Source organism: Agaribacter marinus (assembly GCF_030160655.1).
Taxonomy (GTDB): Bacteria; Pseudomonadota; Gammaproteobacteria; order Enterobacterales; family Alteromonadaceae; genus Glaciecola; species Glaciecola marina.
In genome coordinates this window covers 1,489,507-1,510,323 of the sequence record NZ_BSOT01000005.1, presented here as the reverse complement: position 1 = coordinate 1,510,323, position 20,817 = coordinate 1,489,507, and the positions used below count along the sequence as shown (strand labels likewise).

General features: G+C 42.4%; 15 protein-coding genes and 1 pseudogene. 8 read left to right on the top strand and 8 right to left on the bottom strand.

All coding sequences use genetic code 11. The features are described 5' to 3' along the window. Positions 1–44: 44 nt before the first annotated feature. A pseudogene (locus tag QQK00_RS08190) lies at positions 45–2,114 on the bottom strand (S9 family peptidase). Between the two features lie 330 nt (positions 2,115–2,444). Between QQK00_RS08190 and QQK00_RS08185 the strand changes: the two are divergent. Further along, positions 2,445–2,903 carry a sulfatase-like hydrolase/transferase gene (locus QQK00_RS08185; RefSeq protein ID WP_284216984.1) on the top strand — a complete coding sequence of 153 codons (459 nt, stop codon included), beginning with the start codon at positions 2,445–2,447 and terminating at the stop codon, positions 2,901–2,903. Between the two features lie 77 nt (positions 2,904–2,980). After that, on the top strand, positions 2,981–3,616 hold the full coding sequence (locus QQK00_RS08180; protein ID WP_348521147.1) for a sulfatase-like hydrolase/transferase: 636 nt from the start codon (positions 2,981–2,983) through the stop codon (positions 3,614–3,616). Positions 3,617–3,665: 49 nt separating this feature from the next. Here the strand turns inward: QQK00_RS08180 and QQK00_RS08175 are convergent, their stop codons facing one another. Beyond that, positions 3,666–4,889 carry a helix-turn-helix domain-containing protein gene (locus QQK00_RS08175; RefSeq protein ID WP_284216983.1) on the bottom strand — a complete coding sequence of 408 codons (1,224 nt, stop codon included), beginning with the start codon at positions 4,887–4,889 and terminating at the stop codon, positions 3,666–3,668. Next, positions 4,876–5,355 (bottom strand): hypothetical protein, encoded by a 480-nt coding sequence (locus QQK00_RS08170; RefSeq protein WP_284216982.1) that lies wholly within the window; start codon positions 5,353–5,355, stop codon positions 4,876–4,878. The genes QQK00_RS08175 and QQK00_RS08170 overlap by 14 nt, the downstream gene beginning before the upstream one ends. Before the next feature lie 451 nt (positions 5,356–5,806). Between QQK00_RS08170 and QQK00_RS08165 the strand changes: the two genes are divergently transcribed. Beyond that, positions 5,807–7,405: an NHL repeat-containing protein gene (locus tag QQK00_RS08165; protein ID WP_284216981.1), complete on the top strand. Its 1,599-nt coding sequence runs from the start codon at positions 5,807–5,809 to the stop codon at positions 7,403–7,405. Between the two features lie 198 nt (positions 7,406–7,603). Here the strand turns inward: QQK00_RS08165 and QQK00_RS08160 are convergent, their stop codons facing one another. From QQK00_RS08160 to QQK00_RS08150, 3 genes are read right to left on the bottom strand one after another with little or no spacing between them, the layout of a single operon-like run. Next, positions 7,604–9,289, bottom strand: coding sequence for a methyl-accepting chemotaxis protein (locus tag QQK00_RS08160; protein ID WP_284216980.1), 1,686 nt, complete (start codon positions 9,287–9,289; stop codon positions 7,604–7,606). A gap of 15 nt (positions 9,290–9,304) precedes the next feature. Continuing rightward, positions 9,305–9,736, bottom strand: a complete 432-nt coding sequence (locus QQK00_RS08155; RefSeq protein WP_284216979.1) for a BLUF domain-containing protein — start codon at positions 9,734–9,736, stop codon at positions 9,305–9,307. Between the two features lie 42 nt (positions 9,737–9,778). Continuing rightward, positions 9,779–10,243, bottom strand: a complete 465-nt coding sequence (locus QQK00_RS08150; RefSeq protein WP_284216978.1) for a hypothetical protein — start codon at positions 10,241–10,243, stop codon at positions 9,779–9,781. 339 nt (positions 10,244–10,582) lie between these two features. Here QQK00_RS08150 and QQK00_RS08145 point away from each other — a divergent pair, with 339 nt between their 5' ends. From QQK00_RS08145 to QQK00_RS08125, 5 genes are all read left to right on the top strand, one after another. Then, positions 10,583–11,503 (top strand): homoserine O-succinyltransferase, encoded by a 921-nt coding sequence (locus QQK00_RS08145; RefSeq protein WP_284216977.1) that lies wholly within the window; start codon positions 10,583–10,585, stop codon positions 11,501–11,503. Between the two features lie 16 nt (positions 11,504–11,519). Continuing rightward, a complete protein-coding gene (locus QQK00_RS08140) occupies positions 11,520–12,569 on the top strand; it encodes a homocysteine S-methyltransferase family protein (RefSeq protein WP_284216976.1) in 1,050 nt (349 codons plus the stop codon). Positions 12,570–12,590: 21 nt separating this feature from the next. Beyond that, complete coding sequence (gene metH / locus QQK00_RS08135) at positions 12,591–15,218, top strand: methionine synthase (RefSeq protein ID WP_284216975.1); 2,628 nt, start codon at positions 12,591–12,593, stop codon at positions 15,216–15,218. Between the two features lie 69 nt (positions 15,219–15,287). Beyond that, complete coding sequence (locus QQK00_RS08130; RefSeq protein ID WP_348521146.1) at positions 15,288–15,869, top strand: DUF938 domain-containing protein; 582 nt, start codon at positions 15,288–15,290, stop codon at positions 15,867–15,869. A 280-nt stretch (positions 15,870–16,149) separates the two neighbouring features. Further along, positions 16,150–18,969 (top strand): hypothetical protein, encoded by a 2,820-nt coding sequence (locus QQK00_RS08125; protein ID WP_284216973.1) that lies wholly within the window; start codon positions 16,150–16,152, stop codon positions 18,967–18,969. Between the two features lie 110 nt (positions 18,970–19,079). On the opposite strand, the gene QQK00_RS08120 is transcribed toward QQK00_RS08125, so the two are convergent. Together QQK00_RS08120 and QQK00_RS08115 are read right to left on the bottom strand one after the other, a co-directional pair. Then, positions 19,080–19,682, bottom strand: coding sequence for a response regulator transcription factor (locus tag QQK00_RS08120; RefSeq protein ID WP_284216972.1), 603 nt, complete (start codon positions 19,680–19,682; stop codon positions 19,080–19,082). After that, entirely contained in the window at positions 19,675–20,808 is a 1,134-nt protein-coding gene (locus QQK00_RS08115; protein WP_284216971.1) for a sensor histidine kinase, read from the bottom strand. Before QQK00_RS08115 ends, QQK00_RS08120 begins: the two co-directional genes overlap by 8 nt. Positions 20,809–20,817 lie beyond the last annotated feature (9 nt).

Below are 20,817 nucleotides of genomic sequence, written 5' to 3'. Positions count from 1 at the left end.
TCGGCGGCACCTACCTTGCGCCGAGCAAACGCATTAAACTAACACTATTCCTCGTCGTTTTCGCCGTGTCGGTACTTGTCAAACCACGCAATAATATTCTCAACTTTACCAATCATGCGCGAGGGTTTAGACGCAATGCCGTGTGAAGCGCCAGGTACTTTTATAAGTATTGTATCCACTTTTTGCAGCTTTAATGCCTGATAAAACTGTTCTGTTTCGGACATCGGCGTGCGCTTATCTTCCACACCAGTCATCAATAAGGTGGGCGTGGTTACATTTCCAACCAACGATAAGGGCGAGCGTTGCCAATAATGTTCAACTTCTTCCCAAGGCATGCCGGGGAACTGATAAGGGATTTGATATAAACCACTGTCAGCAGTAAGTACTTTTGATAGCCAGTTGATTACCGGTTTAGTGACTGCTGCGGCATTAAATCGATCGCTCAATCCAATCGCGTATGCTGCCGCAATACCACCGGCGGAGCCACCCGCTATAAATAATTCTTCTGGATCAACGATGCCTTTTGCAATCAGTGCATCGATGCCAGACATATGGTCAGCAAAGTCATATTTCGAGGAATATTTGTTTTGTAGTAACAGCGCAAAACGTTCGCCATACCCTGTGCTTCCTCGATGGTTATTGTAAAACACAATATAGCCTTGTGCTGCCATGCGTTGAAGCTCTGCGCTAAACACAGGGCCATAGGCTAGGTGAGGGCCGCCGTGAATTTCGGTAATCAACGGATATTTCTTTGCTGCGTCGTAATCGGGTGGCAATATGTACCAACCCTGAATTTCTTCATCGTCGACGGAAGAGGTGTAAATTATCTCTTTCACTTCTCCTAAGGTCTTATGTCCTAATAGGTCTTCATTGAGTGATGTGAGTTGGTATTCATTGCTGCCTCGGCGCACAAACAAGTCGGCAGGCCTGTCCGTTCTGCCTTTTGTATACGCCACAACATTATCCGCTGCATGAAAGGTACCACTCGTGTATGGCCGACCAAGCGAGAGACCACTTAAACCACCTGCTACATTGCTGTGCTTACCTTCAATGGTGACATAATCTATCTGCGTGACACCACGCAACATTTGTTGATAATAAATACCTTGGGTGTCATTCCAAATAAAATTGGATACGGTATTGTCGATATCCGCACTCAAATTTCTGTCGTTGCTACCGTCAGCATCCATTATGTGTAAATAGCTATTGCGATAGGCCAATTTTTTATCGTCGCGGCGAGAGTACGCAATCAACTTGCCATTTGGCGACACCACTGGGCTTGACTCGCTGCCAGGATAGGAGGTTATCTGCGAGATCTCACCGGCCATATCGACCTTAAATATGTCAGCTTCTCCCGGCTCGTACTCCCAATTGTCTGAGCGATTGGCCGAAAAATAAATCGATTGGCTGTCAGCGGTAAAACTAAGAGGACCTCGATGATGATAGTTTCCAGCGCTCAGTTGCCTTGCCGTGCCGCCGTCTGCGGGTACAGTGAAAATGTGTGTGTATGCTGGCTCCAATACGCCACGTCCATCCGCTTGATACCGTGCTTTGGTAATGTATTGGAAACTTTCGGACCACATTGCGCCTTTTGGCTTACTGGGCATGTTTACTTTAAAGGGTGTTTCATCGGCATCAACGCTCATGGTAAATGCAATGGTGTTTCCATCGAGTGACCATGTAATAGACGACGGCGATGCAGCCACATTGGTGACAAGCGCGGTTTGACCAGAGTCCATCCAGCGAACATACAACTGTGGCTTACCTTCAGCGTTCGACAAATACGCTAGACGTGAACCATCCGGTGATCACTGAGGAGAATAGTAATTTTTTGTTGATGAGAGCAGTGGACGATGGCTTTTACCCTTTACATCAACTATCCAAATACTAGTGCGCGTCGAGTCTGTCATGATGTCGTTAGCGCGCCGAACATAGACAATCTGTTCACCGTTTGGCGATACCTGAGGGGCGGTAGCGACTTCGAGGTGAAAGATATCTTCTGGCTGAAAAACATTTAGGTTTGATTTTTCATTCTGATGGTTTTTGCTTTCGGCAAATATGGCTACTGAAAACAAAAGAGATATTGCTGTCGTAGTTATTGTTATTTTATTCATAAATCTAATTTAGCGGTTTAATAAAGCTTTTGAATACGTAACAAGTCGAGAATTTGATTGGGTTCTAATGATTATTTGTAAAAAAGCCAGCAATTTCGCTTGGCATTTGTGGAAAATTGCTAGGTGACAAAGCTAAACATCCTCTTTGCTAACTACCCTAATTAGCTAACAATATGACTGAATTTAGAATATACAAAGTAAGCCTCAAAAAACCACTTAAATTCAAATATAAAAATAATAAATTATTTGTGAAGTTGTAGTTTGCATGGCTTTAAGGTCTTAATAATTGTGAATACAGCACCGTTTGGCTGGCGTAGGAATTCAAAAAATATGGCAAGTAACCTTTCATTGATGCAGCTGAAAATTCTGATCATGATGTGCAGTATTGCTTTACCTAGTGATAGTTCAGCTCAAAATGTTCCCCAATTTGGTGATAGGGAACAGCTGCTTCCCCAGCCACCCAATATAGTGGTGATACTGGCAGATGATATTGGTGTTGGGGATATTAGTTTTTATCGCAATAGGTTTTCTAAGCGTAAACCTGTCGTTAGTACTGCCAATATTGATGCATTGGCCCAACAAGGTGTTTGGTTTGCCGATGCTCATTCGGCTACAGCCCTTTGTGCGCCAACACGTTACGCTGTTATGACTGGTAAAAATAATTACCGTTCTTATGCGCCATGGGGCGTTTGGGGCAGTTTTCAGCCAAATGCTATATCTGCTGAGGAACCAACGCTTGGCAATGTGCTAAAAATGCAGGGTTACAACACGGGCTTTATTGGAAAATAGCACATCTTCCTCACCTTCCGCCAGAAAATTTCGACGGCAAACAGGTAGCTGGAAGCACACCATCAGCCCATTTAGATATGGTGTATGAGTTAGATTTACAAGTAGGAAGAATTATCTCTGCATTAAAAGCCAAAGGTGTGTATGAGAATACGCTTATCATCTTTACATCAGATAATGGCGGATTGACATGGAAGGTGCCAGGCACCTTAGCGTCAGGACACACCCCAAGCGGTATCTACCGTGGGAGCAAAAATGACCCTTATGAGGGTGGTCATAGAGTACCCTTTATAATGAGTTGGGCAAATAAGAAGCCTGCGACAATAATCAGTAATGAACCCGTTCTCGTACAAGATATTTTATCCACGATTAGTGCTGCTTCCGGCAATAAACTTAGTGTTGAACAGGCGCCAGACTCCAATAATTTATTGCCGTTGCTTTTTGATAACACGGCTGAATTTAAATCGAGGGAATACTTGATGTTACAGGGAGGCTCGAGAAACGAGATTATATATCGGCAAGGTGATTGGAAGCTTATTATCCAAAGTGACAAGACGCTGAGTAAATTTGAGCCGGTTGCACTATTCAATCTGACCGATAATATTACTGAGAAAGAGGGCGACAATTTAATTTATCACCCGCAACATAAAAAACGCGTAGCTGAGTTACTTGGACGCTATCTCGATATTCGGCAAACAAGAGTGCCAACTATCTAACGCTATTTAGGTCAGTTGGCACTAGCATTCGATTTATACTTCGAACGGCCTAATTTTTTAGCAGTTTGTTTTTTTTGTACTCTGATGGCGTCATGCTTGTAAATTTTTTAAAAGCGTCGTAGAACGAACTTTTAGAATTGAAACCAGACATTAGCGAAATGTCCAAAATTTTCAAGTCATTGTCAGCTTTAAGTGTTTTCTTTGCTTCATCAATACGATACATATTTATAAACTCCATGAAATTCTTGCCAGATTTTTCGTTGATCACTCTAGATAATTCTCTGGCAGGTAATTGTAATTTTTCTGCTAGCATACGGATGGACAATTCGCAGTTAGTGTAGGGTTTACTGGCAGACATATAGTTGAGAAGTTCTGCGTAGCATTCATCAACGTTTTCTTCACTCAATGCTGAGCTTTTGTATTTTTGTTCTACTCCTTCGGGTGAAAAGACTATTGATACTAACTTAGGGGCCAATTCATCCGTCTTCTCGGGCTGCGGGCTTACAAAAATCGACTCTTGGCGCACGCCAAAGTAACCAAATACTGACAAGAGTAAACCGCCGCTGCAGAACGTTACTATCCAAGGCGTGAATCCTTGATACCCAAGATGGTTTGCAGCAAGAGTAATCGCGTATGCAGCGTACAACAGTGCGCATGAAAGCAGTAAGTAGACAAACCATCGCAAGTCAATGTCTTGCATATACGAAAATTCATTTTCAATGTTTTTACGATGTTTTCGCAATTTCAAGTAAGCGGCTAAGGAATATATGAAGCCTTGTAGAGCCACAGCCCATTTTATCAAGGGGTTAATACTTGCGACCCATGCTTGCACATCACTGAGAACAATATACGGATCGTTGGTGTTGAGAATGTATACCCATTCAATTTTTTCGATAGCAGGCAGTTGATAAAAGGGCGCTAGTAACACGCAAACGACGATGGCTGGAATACTATGAGGTAAGAACGCCTTAATGTCTGGTGAGTGTTGGCTACTCGTAATAGAAACCAAGTAGCACCACAATAGGGGCGGCATCAAAAACACAAATGGTTGGTAAACTAAAGTAGTGTGCGGTAAATCTATTCGCCAAAAATCGAATAGTGCAAATAAACTTAGCGTGCAGCACATACAAAGCATGAAAGCGGCCATGTAGCGATTGGCTGGTTTATGACCTCTTTTTGAGACTAAAAGCAGTAGACTCGCAAACATGGTTTGTCCGATGCTAAAAATGAGCAAAAAAATAGCAAACGCTATCAACGGATCAATGGCTGGCATTGGTATCGCCTGCATTTGCATTTGTGGTGTGGTTTTCGTCGCCTATTTTTTTGTTACTCACTTTTTTGAACACGACATCGACGTAGCGAGGTGAGTACATGTCCGCGTTTTCTCCTTGAGGTATGACTTGCGTGATGAGTCCTTTATGCGTCATCAGCTCGCCCTCAATCTCAATCGATAGTTTGGTGTGTGAACCAACCATACTTTCTCCGCTACTGATGGTCACTTGGTTGTTAGCACCACGAAAGGGCTTTTTTTCATGAAAAGGGGAAAACAGCGTGATGGTCTCCTCAATAGAGTGTTCATCAATGACTGTATATGTACCTACAATCGTTTCGTTTATTTGACCGTGAGTAGTACTAACAAATTGATAAAATTCGTTAGCGCGGTATATCTTGGTGATGGTGATAGGCGGTAAGACAGGCTTGTATTCACTGCTTGCATTATCCGTACGCCACTTGACCATTTGCCATTTTCCTTGAAGTGTACTTTCAACCTCAAGGCATTTACTTGAAGAGTGGGTGCAAAATGTCTCCGCTGACGCATTGCTTGACACAAAAGCGTATAAGATAACTCCTGCCGAAATGCTTGATAAGCTCTTGAACAAGTGCATATGTTTACCTTCCTTAACAAACAAAGCTATAGACAAATCCATGGGTGCCAATGTAGCACATGTCGATTGTTATCCGCGTCCGAAAGGATGTATACGGACAATAAATCCACATAATAAATTGTTAAGCTTTTGTTTTTAAATGATTTTATTTAGTATTGTTTTTTATGGTCTATTTACATGTTGTCAGACGAAATTCCTTATTGAATACCGTAGTCTTTCGATGTTAATGAGTGAAGTCCGCGCCACGTCGGCGCATTTTATCATTGCACAACCAATAATCAGACGAGACGACATGGAGAACAATATGAGTAATTTCAAAAAAGTGAAAGGACATCTAAGCATTCTTTTGCTAGTGACGGCGATGGCTGCTTGCAGCGGGTCGAACGATAATCCACCAAACGAACCCGCACCACCATCACCGGCACCGGCACCTGCGCCCAGCGCTGATACCTCACCCGATACCTTTAGTTTCACTGAGCAAATTGATGTTGCGCCAGAAGCACCAATAACGTCTGAAGCTATTACGGTGACAGGGATAGACGATGCAACACCAGTCTCTGTCGAAGGTGGTGAGTTTTCTATTAACGGGGCAGATTTTACATCGGAAGCGAGCACAATTAGTGTAAACGACTCTTTGGTGCTTCGCGTAACAAGCCATACAGAGCCCGGTGAGATTGCAAGCGTGACAGTGACGGTAGGGGATTACTCAACGAGTTTCGACGCCATCACAAATATCCCTGCCAGCCCGCTAGTGCATGAGGCGGAATCTTTGACCTTATTGGGCAATACAAGCATTCAAGACTATGAAGGTGCATCGCAGGGACAGGTCGTTACGGGTTTTTTGCAACCAGATGATGGCATTAGCTTTACGGAAGTCGTAAAGTCGGTGGCGCTTAGAGTCACGTATAGAGCCAGTCTAGAAACTGCGCTTACTGTGTGGGTAAATGATACCGAAGCGGCCGAAGTAGTTCTATCTCCGACTGTCGAGAACACGTTTTTTAACACGATTGTTGAGATGGACCTTGTGTCTACCGATAGGATATCGCTTACTTCGTCCAATGAGAATAGCGAATTACAGATAGATAAGCTTGAATGGATTGAATCTCCTCTTCAGCAAGTTAGCACTTTTGCTAATGCTGGCCTAACGAATGGAGACGGCATTTCAGTATCACCTGAGGGCGATGTTTTTGTGTCTGGAGGCTCAGGAAGTGGCCAGGTAAACAAAATTTCTCAAGCGGGAGACGTCACAGTTTACGCATCGGGTTTGAGGACAGCAAATGGTTCTGACTTTGATTCACAGGGCAACTTTTATGTGGCTGATTATCAGGGAAACGCGGTGTATAAAGTCGATACTAATGGTTCGCAAAGCGTATTTGCGAGCGAGCTAGATGGCCCTGCTGGCGTGTATGTCGACCAAAACGATAATGTCCTTGTAAGCCTTTATGGTGCGAATTTTTCTGGTACTGCGGCCACTGTGCTTAGTATCACGCCTGGGGGTGTTGTTAGTGTGCTTGCCAACGGCGGTGGATTGTTAGATGTGATTGGTGTTGTCGGGGACGAAAATGGCGAAATATATGCGGGTAACTTTAATACGGGGCGTTTATTCCGCGTGACAAACGGTGAGGTAAGCTTACTTGCGGATCTGTCGGTAAACGTCAATATGATTGATTATTCCAGAGGGTACATATACGTCGCAACCCGAGGACGAATAACACGTGTTAGCTTAGACGGCAGTGAAGAAACCGTGAGCGGCTCTGGCACCCAGGCTGAAATTGACGGCTTAATTGGAGATGCTGAATTTAGTCGACCAAGTGCGGTAGCATTTTCACCAAACGGGAATATCTTGTATGTCTATGATGCGGCGACAGGAAATGTTCGAAGTATTACGTTTTCAGACGAATAGGTATGTTGATGATTATTGATACGGATAATTATTAACTCTGAGACTTATTGAATCTAGGTGAATGATATTTAGGCACAAGTCCTTGCAAGGACGAAGTTATTTCCTTGCAAGGCGCACAAGCTTATTAGGATGTCTTTGCGAGTGCGTTATCTGATTGCGCATTTTAATTCAAATATGCCAGAACATGAATACACATTACTACACGACGAATCGATTTAAGTTAGTATGCAAATCTATCAGCCGCTTTGATATTTCGTCGTTAGCCGTTGCAGTTTTGTTGCTTGCAATCGATGTTTCGTCGGCTAAATGGGTAATTGTCGAGAGGCTTTTGCTGACAGCGCTGGCAATGCCAGATTGTTCTTTTGTAGCAGTTGCAATTTGAAGATTTAAGTCGCTAATATCGTTTACAGACTTATATGCCACGGACAAAGTTTCATTTGTTTCTGTACTCTTAGTTAAACAATTTTGTGCACTAATATTGCTTTTATTCATGGTAATGACAGCATTTTCTGTCTCGGATTGTAATCTTAACAATAATGCCTGGATATCTTCAGTTGATGTTTGAGTGCGTTGCGATAGTGTACGCACCTCATCAGCGACAACCGCAAAGCCTCTGCCTGTATCGCCAGCTCTTGCGGCTTCGATTGCCGCATTGAGTGCTAGTAAATTGGTTTGAGATGCAATCGACTGAATAGATTCCAATACGACGCCAATGCTGTTTGTTTCTTCTTTTAAGTTACTAATCACAGACGACGCTTCAGAAATTTCAGCTGACAGTTGTTGAATAATTTGTTGTGCTTCAAGCGAAGCGTTTTTGCTAGCCGTAACTGTTTGTTTTACTGTGCTAGTATATTCAGCCGCTTGTTCTGTGGTATTCGCGACGTCTACTGTTGATGTACTCATTTGCTGAATACTATCTGTAATCGACTGGGTTTCGGTCTTCTGCTGTTCAACATTCTGAGTTGTTAAACGCATAGCTGTCAGCGCAGATTGTGAAGATAAACCAAGTTCATCCGCATCTTTATGAGTATTTTTTATTAATGTACGTAGCATCTCCAAAAAGTGATTAAATGCTAAGGCAACATCGCCAATTTCATCCTTAGATTTAATGTCAATGCTTTTGGTCAAATCGCCGTCTCCACTCGCAATTTCTGTCAGGCGAATCGCTAAGTACTTAATAGGCGAAACAATAGATTTCCCAGTGAAAATAGGCAATAAAATACTAAATATCAATGCAACGATCGAGAGCCATATGATCCATTTGATGGCACTTTTTTCATGTGCTTCTGCCTTTTGCGATGCTTCTAAGGTAAAGGCTTGAATTTCATCTAGCAAGCTTACAAGGGATTTGCCCATTTCATCTTCCATAGATTCCGCTTTTTTTGCTGATTTCAGCAATGATTCAAAGGATTGTTGTGCCGATATTGTTGTGTTGATATGAAGCTCAAGTTCATCATATTTTTTGCGGATAGGCGCCATTTTGTTACGTACACTCCTTAATTTTTTTGTTGTCGAGGCTAATTTGCTGTGTACTAATGCGTTCTCTATAAACGTATCTGCTTGAATAAATTCAGTCTTAATTTTTTTTGACATGTGATTTACTTCAACAGTCAAATGTTTGACTTCTTCAAGCGTATCTACGTTCATTTGCTGAAGTGTTGCTTTAAATAACATCCGTTCAAAAAGAACACTCTGTTCTAATTGGTGTTCAGTGATTTTGGTGACAATGTTACTCAGTGGTATGTCTTCTTCTGCTATATCTGCTAGCTCATTGCCGATGCTCTGCATTTGAATAATAGATATGCCTGCGATGAGCAACATGAAGCTTAGTTGTATGAATCCTAATAAATAGATTTTCTGTAAAACTCTTAATTTAGATAACACTAAAATATTCCTTATCTATTTGTTTATATTATGTTTTTCTCTAAAGTAAAACAGTAGCTCATGTGCAATGGATGACCGCCGTTCATTGTCAACATTAGGTAGTTCACTAATCATGAAGTCCGAATAGCCGTTGAGCTTCGAAACGACACTCTGATCAATGAGCGAAAATCCCATTTGCCATGATGCAAACTTGCGAGCAGATACAGTTTTTTCACTGAGTAAAACAACGGATGTGTGCCGTGTATCGTGTGTAATTTTGTTGTATAAGGTTTTTATCTTCTCTGCAGACCCTTCAATTGCCTGAATAAATGTGCCATGCCCGTCGTATAAGAGCATACCGCTTATAGACGCCTCGGCATTATTTTTCCTGAATGTGGCTAACATGTCGACTAGCTCTTCATCTTTAAAACGCTTGGCAGCACGGCTTATATAGACTAGTTCAATCATTTAAGAGGCCTCAAGGCTATGATTTGACGCATGATAAGGCTGCTAAAAAGGTCTAACTAGCGCGATACCGAATACATATGCTTCTTCACCATCGATAAAATCGACTGCAATAGTTGGTGCAATACCAAATTGACCAACATGATGCTCATAGCTTGCACTTATGCGGTATAGGTCTTCTGTATGCGGGTGATAACCGCCAATCTTCTCTTCCCCAAAACCAATACCAAAACGCAGATTGCTTGTTGGGTGATAGAACAGTTTTGCTACTTTAACGGAAACACCGTCTCCGTGATGCGCATCATCAACCTTTTCGTATATTGCCCCAACGCCCCACGACTGGTTGAACTTGTATTCGTACTCAAATCCATAAGTGAACTCTGTTTCGCTCTGTGCATGGGTATAACCAACAAATACACCCGGAAAATGGTGCGAATTGCCTGCGGCGAAAACGCCTGTCGTATTTAGTGCAATTGATAGGTAAAGTGCAAATTTTAAAAACGATTTCATCTGTGACCTCATGGTTGGAATTCTGCTTTCATGTAAAAATATCTAGGTGTCAATTCAGAGCCCACTTAAATTTAATTTCCATCCATAGAGATAAAATTCTGGGAAGAGAGAAAATTAACCTTTAATTTGCTATCGGACAGATTTGCAGAAAATTTATACCAAAAGAGAAAAAGTTTGATGCTTTGGTTCGGATAAAACTGATTATTTATCTTTGGAACGCTTTCATTTTGCCATTTTCGAATAAACGTATAGACGTCTAGACGTAAATTCTTGACATTTGTATTGGTTTCCTCACAATAGCAGCCATTGTTAGCTTGGAAACTAGTGCTAGGGGATCTCATGCCAATTAAAGTACCCTCCGAATTACCCGCCTTAGATGGTCTCTTAAATGAGAACATTTTTGCCATGGACAATGAGCGAGCGCTTAGTCAAAACATTCGCCCTATGAATGTTGGTATCCTAAATTTGATGCCTAATAAAATTGAAACCGAGCTTCAGATTTTACGTTTGTTGTCTAACACACCATTGCAGATTGACATCGATCTTATTCGCATTGATGATTCTGCGCCAAAAAATACGCCCATAGCTCACATGAATGCGTTTTATCATACCTTTAACGATATTCGAGAAAAAAAGTATGACGGCTTGATTGTTACTGGTGCACCGTTGGGCAACCTTGAATATGAAGATGTGAAGTACTGGGACAAAATGATCGATTTGATGGATTGGGCGAAGCGCAATGTGCAATCTACAATTTATCTGTGTTGGGCAGCAAATGCAGCGCTATATCACTTTTTTGGCTTGCAACGAAAAGTGCGCGCCGAAAAGTTATCGGGTGTATTTGAGCATAAAGTCATGGATGAGAAAGACTCGCTAATGCGTGGTTTTGACCCAATGTTTTGGGCGCCTCATTCGCGCGTTGGTGATATTCCAGTGAGCGATTATGAACAAGCTGAGGGAATAAAAATATTGGGGCTTTCTTCCCAAGCTGGTGTGTACTTGTCTGCCACACATGACAAGCGTATGATTTTTATTACAGGGCATCCTGAGTACGACTCACAAACCCTTGCTGGTGAATATTCTCGCGATATAGGCCAAGGCTTAGCACCAAAAGTACCTGTGAATTATTTCCAAGATGACAATCCAGCATGTGATATATTAGTGCGCTGGAAATCACACGGTAATTTGCTATTTACCAACTGGTTAAATTATTGTGTTTACCAAATTACGCCGTTCGATTTAAACGAATTAGCGGAATAAGTAGTAGGACATTTGATTGAATAAGTTAGCTCAACTCACTCAGGCTGCAAAGTCACGTATATTATTGTTAGATGGTGCAATGGGTACCATGATTCAACAGCATAAGCTGTCTGAAGCAGATTATCGTGGTGAAGAATATAAAGACTGGCATTGCGATGTTAAAGGCAACAATGATTTGCTCGCCATTACGCAACCTGAAATTATTAAAAATATTCATTTGGCCTATTTAAATGCGGGCGCCGATATCCTCGAAACGAACACGTTTAACGCGACGGCTATCTCGATGGCTGATTATGATATGCAAGCCGAAGTGGTTAAAATAAATAGTGCCGCTGCTAAGCTAGCGCGAGAAGCCGCAGATCAAATGACAGCGCTTACGCCAAATAAACCGCGGTTTGTGGCCGGCGTACTTGGCCCGACTAGTCGCACCGCCTCAATCTCTCCTGATGTAAATGACCCTGGTATGCGCAATGTGACCTTTGATGCTTTAGTCGAAACCTATGTAGAAGCAACACATGCTTTGATTGAGGGGCAAGTTGACCTAATTATGTTAGAGACGATATTTGATACATTGAATGCAAAAGCGGCCGCGTTCGCTGTAGGGCAAGTGTTTGATGAACTTGGGTTTGAGTTGCCGATGATGATTTCGGGTACGATTACTGACGCTTCGGGTCGCACATTATCGGGTCAAACAACGGAAGCATTTTACAATTCTATGCGGCATGTTTCGCCGTATTCTTTTGGCCTAAATTGTGCCCTAGGGCCTGATTTGCTTCGGCAATACGTAGCTGATTTATCTAGAGTATCTGAAGGCTTCGTGTCTGCACACCCTAATGCGGGGCTGCCCAATGAGTTTGGCGAGTACGACATGGAAGCGGATGAAATGGCTACCCATATTAAAGAATGGGCAGAATCGGGTCTTGTCAATATTGTGGGTGGCTGTTGTGGCAGCACACCAGATCATATTAAAGCGATTGCAGATGCCGTCAACGGTCTTAAACCTAGAGTATTGCCTAAGCTCGACACGCGTATGCGATTGTCTGGTTTAGAGCCATTTACGCATTAATAAATATTAGGAATTTCGCAAGTGACGAATCAAATAGCATCTTTTGTCAATGTCGGTGAACGGACTAATGTTACTGGCTCCGCGGCATTTAAGCGACTGATTTTATCCGAAGATTACGAAGCCGCGTTAGACGTAGCGCGTCAGCAAGTCGAAAACGGTGCACAAATTATTGATATCAACATGGATGAAGCCATGTTGGATTCAGAAGCAGCAATGGTACGTTTTTTAAATCTCATAGCCTCTGAGCCTGATATTTCTCGCGTACCAGTAATGATTGACTCTTCAAAATGGACGGTGATTGAAGCGGGTTTGAAGTGTGTTCAGGGTAAAGCGATTGTTAACTCTATTAGCCTTAAGGAAGGTAAAGCGCAGTTTATCGAGCAAGCCAAAAAAATAAAACGTTATGGCGCCGCCGCCGTCGTAATGGCCTTTGACGAAACGGGTCAAGCAGACACGCAGGCACGTAAGTTTGAAATTTGTAAGCGCAGTTACGATGTACTTGTGAATGAAATTAACTTTCCGCCCGAAGACATTATTTTTGACCCCAATATATTTGCTGTTGCCACGGGGATCGAAGAGCACAACAACTATGCTGTCGATTTTATTGAAGCGACTCGCCAGATTCGACGTGAACTGCCGCATTGTCATGTTTCTGGTGGCTTATCTAATATCTCTTTCTCTTTTCGCGGAAATAACCCTGTTCGCGAAGCGATGCATTCCGTGTTTTTATATTATGCCATTCGTGCTGGTATGGACATGGGCATTGTTAATGCTGGCCAACTGGAAGTGTATGACGAAATTCCAGTAGAGTTACGTGATGCTGTAGAAGATGTGATCTTAAATCGAAGAGATGATGCTACCGACCGTCTATTAGAGCTAGCACCAAAGTATCAAGGGGGCGGTAAAGTAGCCCAAGCGGAGGACTTAAGTTGGCGCGAACAAGATGTAAATAAACGCTTAGAACATGCCTTAGTCAAAGGCATTACCGAATACATTATCGATGACACAGAAGAGGCGAGGCAGCAGGCTGAGCGTCCTTTGCATGTTATCGAAGGGCCATTAATGGATGGCATGAATGTTGTTGGTGACTTGTTTGGCGAAGGTAAAATGTTTTTGCCACAAGTGGTCAAATCTGCGCGGGTTATGAAAAAAGCAGTCGCGCATTTACAACCTTTCATTGAAGAAGAAAAAACGGCGGATTCACGTTCTAACGGTAAAATCATCATGGCGACTGTAAAAGGTGATGTGCATGATATAGGTAAAAATATTGTTGGTGTTGTATTGCAGTGTAACAATTTCGACGTTATCGATTTAGGTGTCATGGTGCCTGCTGCTAAGATCATCCAAACCGCGATTCATGAAAAAGCAGATATGATTGGATTATCTGGCTTAATTACACCGTCATTAGATGAAATGGTACATGTAGCCGCTGAAATGCAACGTTTAGGTGTCGATTTACCGCTGTTAATTGGTGGCGCGACAACATCTAAAGCGCACACCGCGGTTAAAATAGAACCAGCGACGGGTTACCCTGTGGTTTATGTGCCGAATGCTAGTCGTGCTGTGGGTGTTTGCCAAAAGCTAATTTCGGATGATGCAAAGCCTAAATATATTGCTGATATTAAAGCGGAATATATAAAAGTACGTGATCAACATGCGCGTAAACGCCCAAGAACAAAGTCGATTAGTTTTGAGCAAGCCCGAGCAAATCGTTTTACGTGTGATTGGTCTGCTTATGCGCCCGTTAAACCTCGATTCTTAGGTAGCCAAACGGTCACTGCTGATATTGCTACGTTGCGTAATTACATTGATTGGACGCCGTTCTTTTTAACGTGGTCATTGGCAGGCAAGTACCCTAGAATTTTGGAAGATGAAGTAGTAGGGGCAGAAGCTAAGAGCATATTTAAAGATGCCAATGACATGCTAGATGCATTAACCAAATCGAAAGAGTTGAATGCCATAGGGCGTGTAGGCTTATTTCCAGCGAACAGTCAAAATGAAGACGTATTGGTATTTGATCCGCAAACCCCTGACAAACAAATTGCCACCGCACATCATTTACGCCAACAGACGCAAAAGCCTAAAGGCGCTAATAATTGTTTAAGCGATTTTGTGACGCCGCTCGATGCAAATAAACGAGATTACATTGGCGCTTTTGCGGTGACTGCTGGTTTTGGTGAAGACGCATTGGCAACTGCTTACGAAAAAGATGGCGACGACTACAACTCGATTATGATAAAAGCGATAGCCGATCGATTAGCTGAGGCTTTCGCCGAATATTTGCATGAAACTGTCCGAAAAGCGCTTTGGGGATATGCCCCTGATGAAGCCTTAGACAATGAAGCGCTTATTCGCGAAAAGTATCAAGGCATTCGTCCGGCACCGGGGTATGCCGCATGCCCTGAGCATACTGAAAAACAAGTAATTTGGGATTTGTTAAATGTTGAAGAAGAAATAGGCATGAAGCTTACTTCCTCCTATGCAATGTGGCCGGGAGCCGCGGTATCGGGTTGGTATTTTGCGCACCCTGAATCACGTTACTTTGCAGTGGCGAAAATTCAACAAGATCAGTTAGAAGACTATGCCACACGTAAGGGCTGGGATGCAGCCACCGCTGAAAAATGGTTAATGCCTAATTTACAGGATTAATCGGTGTACATGCTCGGTTAATCTAGTGTTGATTGAGATAGCATAGTGAATTAATGAATGGAGACGCCATTGGAAAAACCTTTTAGTCAGCCGTGTGAAAACAATAAACAACCCATAGTAGATATTTTGTCGACAGAATTTAAACATACTCGCTATGTGTTAGAAATTGGCTCTGGTACTGGGCAGCATGCCGTTCACTTTGCGCCGCGTTTGCCCCATTTAAGATGGCAAACCGCGGACCAAGCAGAATATCATACTGGCATTCATGCATGGATGGCTGAACAACCCAGTAGTAACTTACTTGCGCCAATCGAATTTATTTTTCCAGATGCTATCTGGCCTTCCTCAGAAATAGACGGTGTTTTTACAGCAAATACCGCACACATCATGTTGAAACAGGAAGTACAAGCTATGATGACACTGATAGATAACATGCTACCGAAAAGCGGTGTGTTTTGTCAGTATGGTCCATTTATCGTTGATGGTAAATTTAGCTCTCAAAGCAATCTAGATTTTCACCATAAATTGCTGGACTCAGGTCGAGGTGGTTATCGTGACGTGGATGAACTTGTCGCTTGGGCGCCAAATTTATCCTTGTCTCATATTCATGAAATGCCTGCAAATAATTTACTGTTAGTTTGGATTAAGTGATTTGCTCAAATTTAGTATTAAGTGACTAGCGATATCTATTCGTTGCCCGCTGATGAAGGTGTTTTTGCTCGTCTTGTATACTGCATGTTAAAGGAATGTAAGTACAAAGGTACATATTTATATACCGTCCAACCTAATGTTTTATGTTTAACTTGCCGACAATATTAATTATTTCTTTTTTTGTGTCGTTAGAGGTAGTAGTCAAAAGAGTGAATTGCACTCAGATGCCGAAATACCCAATTTATCATCGTCAATATCAAATGTTTTTAGGTAATAGTCCATGGCTCGTCGTATACTTATTAAGTTTCCCCTTTTATTTATCAGTTTATCAATTGGCATTATTGCGCCGTTTTCTCATGCAAACGTAGCGGCTTGCGCTGACGCAGGCAGTATTGAACGTACTCGATTTTTAGCGCCTGAAGTCGTCTCGCCAGAGTCTTGTTTATCTGAAAAACAAGTTAGAAACTGCGCAAACGGAGAATTAACTGGATGGAGTGGGTCATATCAATTTAATTCATGCAAAATACTTAATGAACAAGATGCTGCGTTAGGCCTTCCATTGTTTGACTTTGAAGAATTTACATATCTTGGTGGCTTTAGATTGCCGCATACGCAACTAGGCGACTCTATCCACGCGTCTTTGAATTCATCGAAGGCAGTATTTACCTATAACTCGGAACGGCACTCTATTTTTATTGTTGGCTCAAACCATGAGCAACAAATAGCAGAATTTAGTATACCAAATATAAATTTTACTGATGCCTTAGATGAGTTTGATGTTGGTAGTCCGGTACAAGATTTTACCAAGATATTTCGCACTGAACGCGTAAACAGTGTAGCGAGAAAACCGACAATCAACGGTTTAGCATTTGTCGATGGTCAATTACTTGTAAATTATTCTGATCGTAGTGATACGTCTAATACCAACACGGAAACAAGCATCGTATTGGAAGATGCAAATGATTTAAGCGATACTCGTGTGTATGGACCATATAAATTGTCAGGCGGTTTGCATGCTTCTGGGTGGTTGTTTCCTATTCCAGAGGTTTGGCAAAGTGAATTGGGTGGAGACTTTTTGGCAGGCGTACCCAGTAAAAACTTTATCTGGCATGATTCCCAAGGGCCAACTGCTTACGCTTTTAATGTGCAAGATGTGTTAAACGGCGCTACTAATGAAGAGGTGGAAACGAGCAAGCTTTTAGGTTTTTCATTCAATGAACCTCTCCATGATACCAGCGTAAGTTTCATTGATGATTCGCCAATGGAACGCATTAAAAATACGAACTTGCATAATGATATGTGGACGATGTTATCGAACGCAGCCTTTGGTTTTATTATTCCTGACACAAGCACCTATGTGACTATTGGTACATCAGCGGGGCACTATACGGGCGTCGGTTACCGGGTTGAAAGAACTGGCGGTAGTGTATGTGCAAACGATTGTGCTTACGGCGCTGATGATACCTATGCTTATTATTGGTTATGGGATTTAAATCAATTGGCAGATGTTTATGCGGGAACATTAGCGCCATCTATGGTTCGCCCTTATAAAACGGGTGCATTTCAATTGCCATTTGGCACGCAAGTGTCTGGTGGCGCATATGATGCAAGTAAAGGGTTATTGTATTTGTCTTCAGCAAATGCGGACACAACACCTACGTTTGCTCGTCCGCCAGTGTTTTTTGTGTATCAGTTGCGCAGCCTAATTGGTTCGACGGTTGTAAACGCATATTGTAATGGCACGCCTCACGGTGAAAATATCGAACGCATTAAATTTGAAAACAAATTTGTTGATTTCGGTCAACTGTGCGAAACGGAAGTGCAAACAAATATGTGTAACAACGGTGCGTTTGATGGATGGTCAGGCAGTTATGAGCACAACACCTGCCAAGTGCTCCCTGATTTTTCGGGTGTCAATGATTTACCACTGTTGTCTATGGATAACTTTGAATACAAAGGTGGCTTTCGTTTATCTTCAAAACAATTTGGTGAATCGCCGTTTTCTTCAACTGACTTCTCGCAAGGTATTTTCACACTGCACCCAGACAATAATTCATTCTTCATTGTTGGACATCCTCGCGATAGCATGGTGGCTGAAATGGCAATACCACCGCTTGTAAACAGTGACAATATCTATGAATTTAATCTTGCAGATACCTTAATTCAGCCGTTTACAAAGTTTCATGAAACAAGTCGGGTTGACACTGGCATTAATAATTATTTCCGTGTGACTGGCCTCGAGGTTATCGATGGTGGTCTTATGGTCAACTACATTAATTGGTATGACGCGAACGGCACTGAGACTGATACATCTGTTTTTTTTGATGACGCAGATGCGTTGTCTACTAGCAGTATTAAAGGACCTTATCAGCTTCATGGCGCTGCACATTCGTCAGGTTGGTTGTCAAAAGTGCCGGCAGAATGGATAGATATCTTAGGAGGCACTCATATTAGCGGCGCGCAAGCTGGGGCTGCAATATCATCGCGATTGTCTGTTGGGCCGTCTGCATTTGCGATAACCCCCTCCGACAGTGTTGTTGGGAATAGTGCTGGAGCGGTCGATGCTGTTAGGTTAATGGATTTCCCCTTATCGAATATTCTTTACGACAAAACGCATTACGATGAAGATACTGACCGTGAGCACATACTAAACAATGCTGATGGGCTAAACGATTTATGGACTTATGTTTCAGGTGCGGGGTATGGTTTTATTATGCCCGGCACTAGTACTTATGTCACTGTAGGGCGTTCTGGTGGGCATGCCTCTGGCATCGGTTACAAAATAACACAAGATGATGGCCGAGTATGTGGTGGTCCTTGTCCATATGCAAGTGATGACTATGCAAGTTATTATTGGCTCTGGGATGTTAATGACCTAGTAAAAGTAAAGTTAGGGTTTGAAGAAGCGCATAACCTAAGACCATATAGTTATGGGGAGTTTCCGCTGCCTATACAGTTTCATCAAGTGGGTATAAACGGTGGCGCCTTTGACGCAAATAACAACCTGCTTTATGTTTCTATTCCAAATGGTGATACGGTTGGAAGATATAGCCGTCCGCCGCTCATATTAGCATTCGAAATTAACATTGAAGCGCAATAAACGATGTTAAAAAGGAGCAATAGGCAGCATGCAGTCGATGTTGCCTTTTTCTTTTGACTGGGTTACTTTTGACTGAGTAACTTTCGACAGAGTTACTTTCGATTGAGTTACTACAGCCATCCTTTTTGCCTTGCAATTCGAGCGGCTTCAATGCGATTTTGCGCATGGAGTTTTGAAGCAGCATTTGACAGGTAATTTCTGACGGTGCCTGCCGACAAAAACATTGCTTCGGCGATTTGTTCGGTAGTTAACCCGTCGGCGGCTAATTTAAGGGTTTTACGTTCTTTTTCAGATAGTGGGTCTTGTTCTTCGAAGGCATCTACGACAAGTTCTGGGTCAATCACCTTTCTGCCATTCATTACGCGTCGAATGGCAAGTGCTAATTCCTCACTTGGGCTGTCTTTAAGCAAATAGCCTCTTACACCTGCGTCCATTGCGCGTCTGAGGTACCCAGCTCTCGCAAAGGTAGTAAGTACAATTAATTTGCCAGCGAAGTGGTCATTGTTTAGTTGTTCAGCTAACTCAATGCCTGACATATGTGGCATTTCAATGTCTGTTAGTACGATGTCAGGTTGGAGGTTGCGGCACATTTCTAAGGCAATTTTACCATCGCTTGCTTTACCGACAACAGTAAAGTCGTCTTCTAAATTCAGTAAGGCAGCCACAGCACCAAGCAGCATGCCTTGGTCTTCTGCAACAACTAAATTAATCATTTTTTTCATTTTCAGGGATCTCAGCAATGAGGGTGAAATTACTATTTGATTCGATGATGAGTTGCCCCCCCAAAGATTCTATTCTTTCTCGCATGCCAATAATACCGTTACTCTCATTTATCGTATTCGTCACGTTACTACTAGGAGAGATAAGGCCATTGTCTTTTATTTTCAGGCGATGTACATCATTTTTTAATGTATATGCTATCCAGCATTCATTCGCGTCTGAATGTCTGATTAAGTTTGTCATGGCTTCTTTTATCATAAAACCCAGCACACTATTAATCTTTTCTGATGTTGGGAATGTTTCAATATTACAATGCAGCTTAATGTCGGCAGATTGAGTGACTATTTTTGCTTTGCTAATTTCTGCTTCGACGTTGCTTTGCTTATAACCAGTGACTGCTTCGCGCACTTCTGATAGCGCTTTTCTGCTAATTTGTTCCAAGTCTTTTAATTCTACTTTAGCTAGAGCTAAATCACGGTCGATGAGTTTGTTTGCCAATTGAGACTTCATTGTAATGACGGAGAAAGTGTGACCAATTAAGTCATGTAAATCGCGGGCAATACGCTCTCGTTCGGTTGCAGCTGCAGCTACGCGAAGCTCTTCCTGTGACATTTTTAATAGGCGGTTTTTCTTTTTTATTTCCCCTTCATAAATATTTAGAAAACCGATCAGCAAGGTAATCACAGTGGCCGGTAAATAAAAGAATGGGGATAATGCAAAAAGTACGCTAATCAACGCCGCAAAACATGAGATGCTCAGCACCAATAACATGCCCATGCGCGGCCGTCGTAAGTTAACCGCAAATGCCGCGGCGTAGACAAAAAATACAGAAGAGGCGGTGTTGAAAAACGTGCCAACAACGCCAATGCATAAGATGCCAGCGACGTACCACAATATCGCGCTACCAGACACCCAAAAAGCACGAAAGTAAAGTACCAGAAATACGAGTACAGAGCTTATGGTAGCCACGTAGTGCCATAGTGGACGTTCATGAAAAAACACTGGCACGATATACATCAATAAGTAAATTAACCATGCATAAGGAAACAACCCCACACCAGTGTCTTTAGGCAAGATTATGGCGTGGACTTTTTTAACAATACGAATAAAACGATACATGTAGTATTA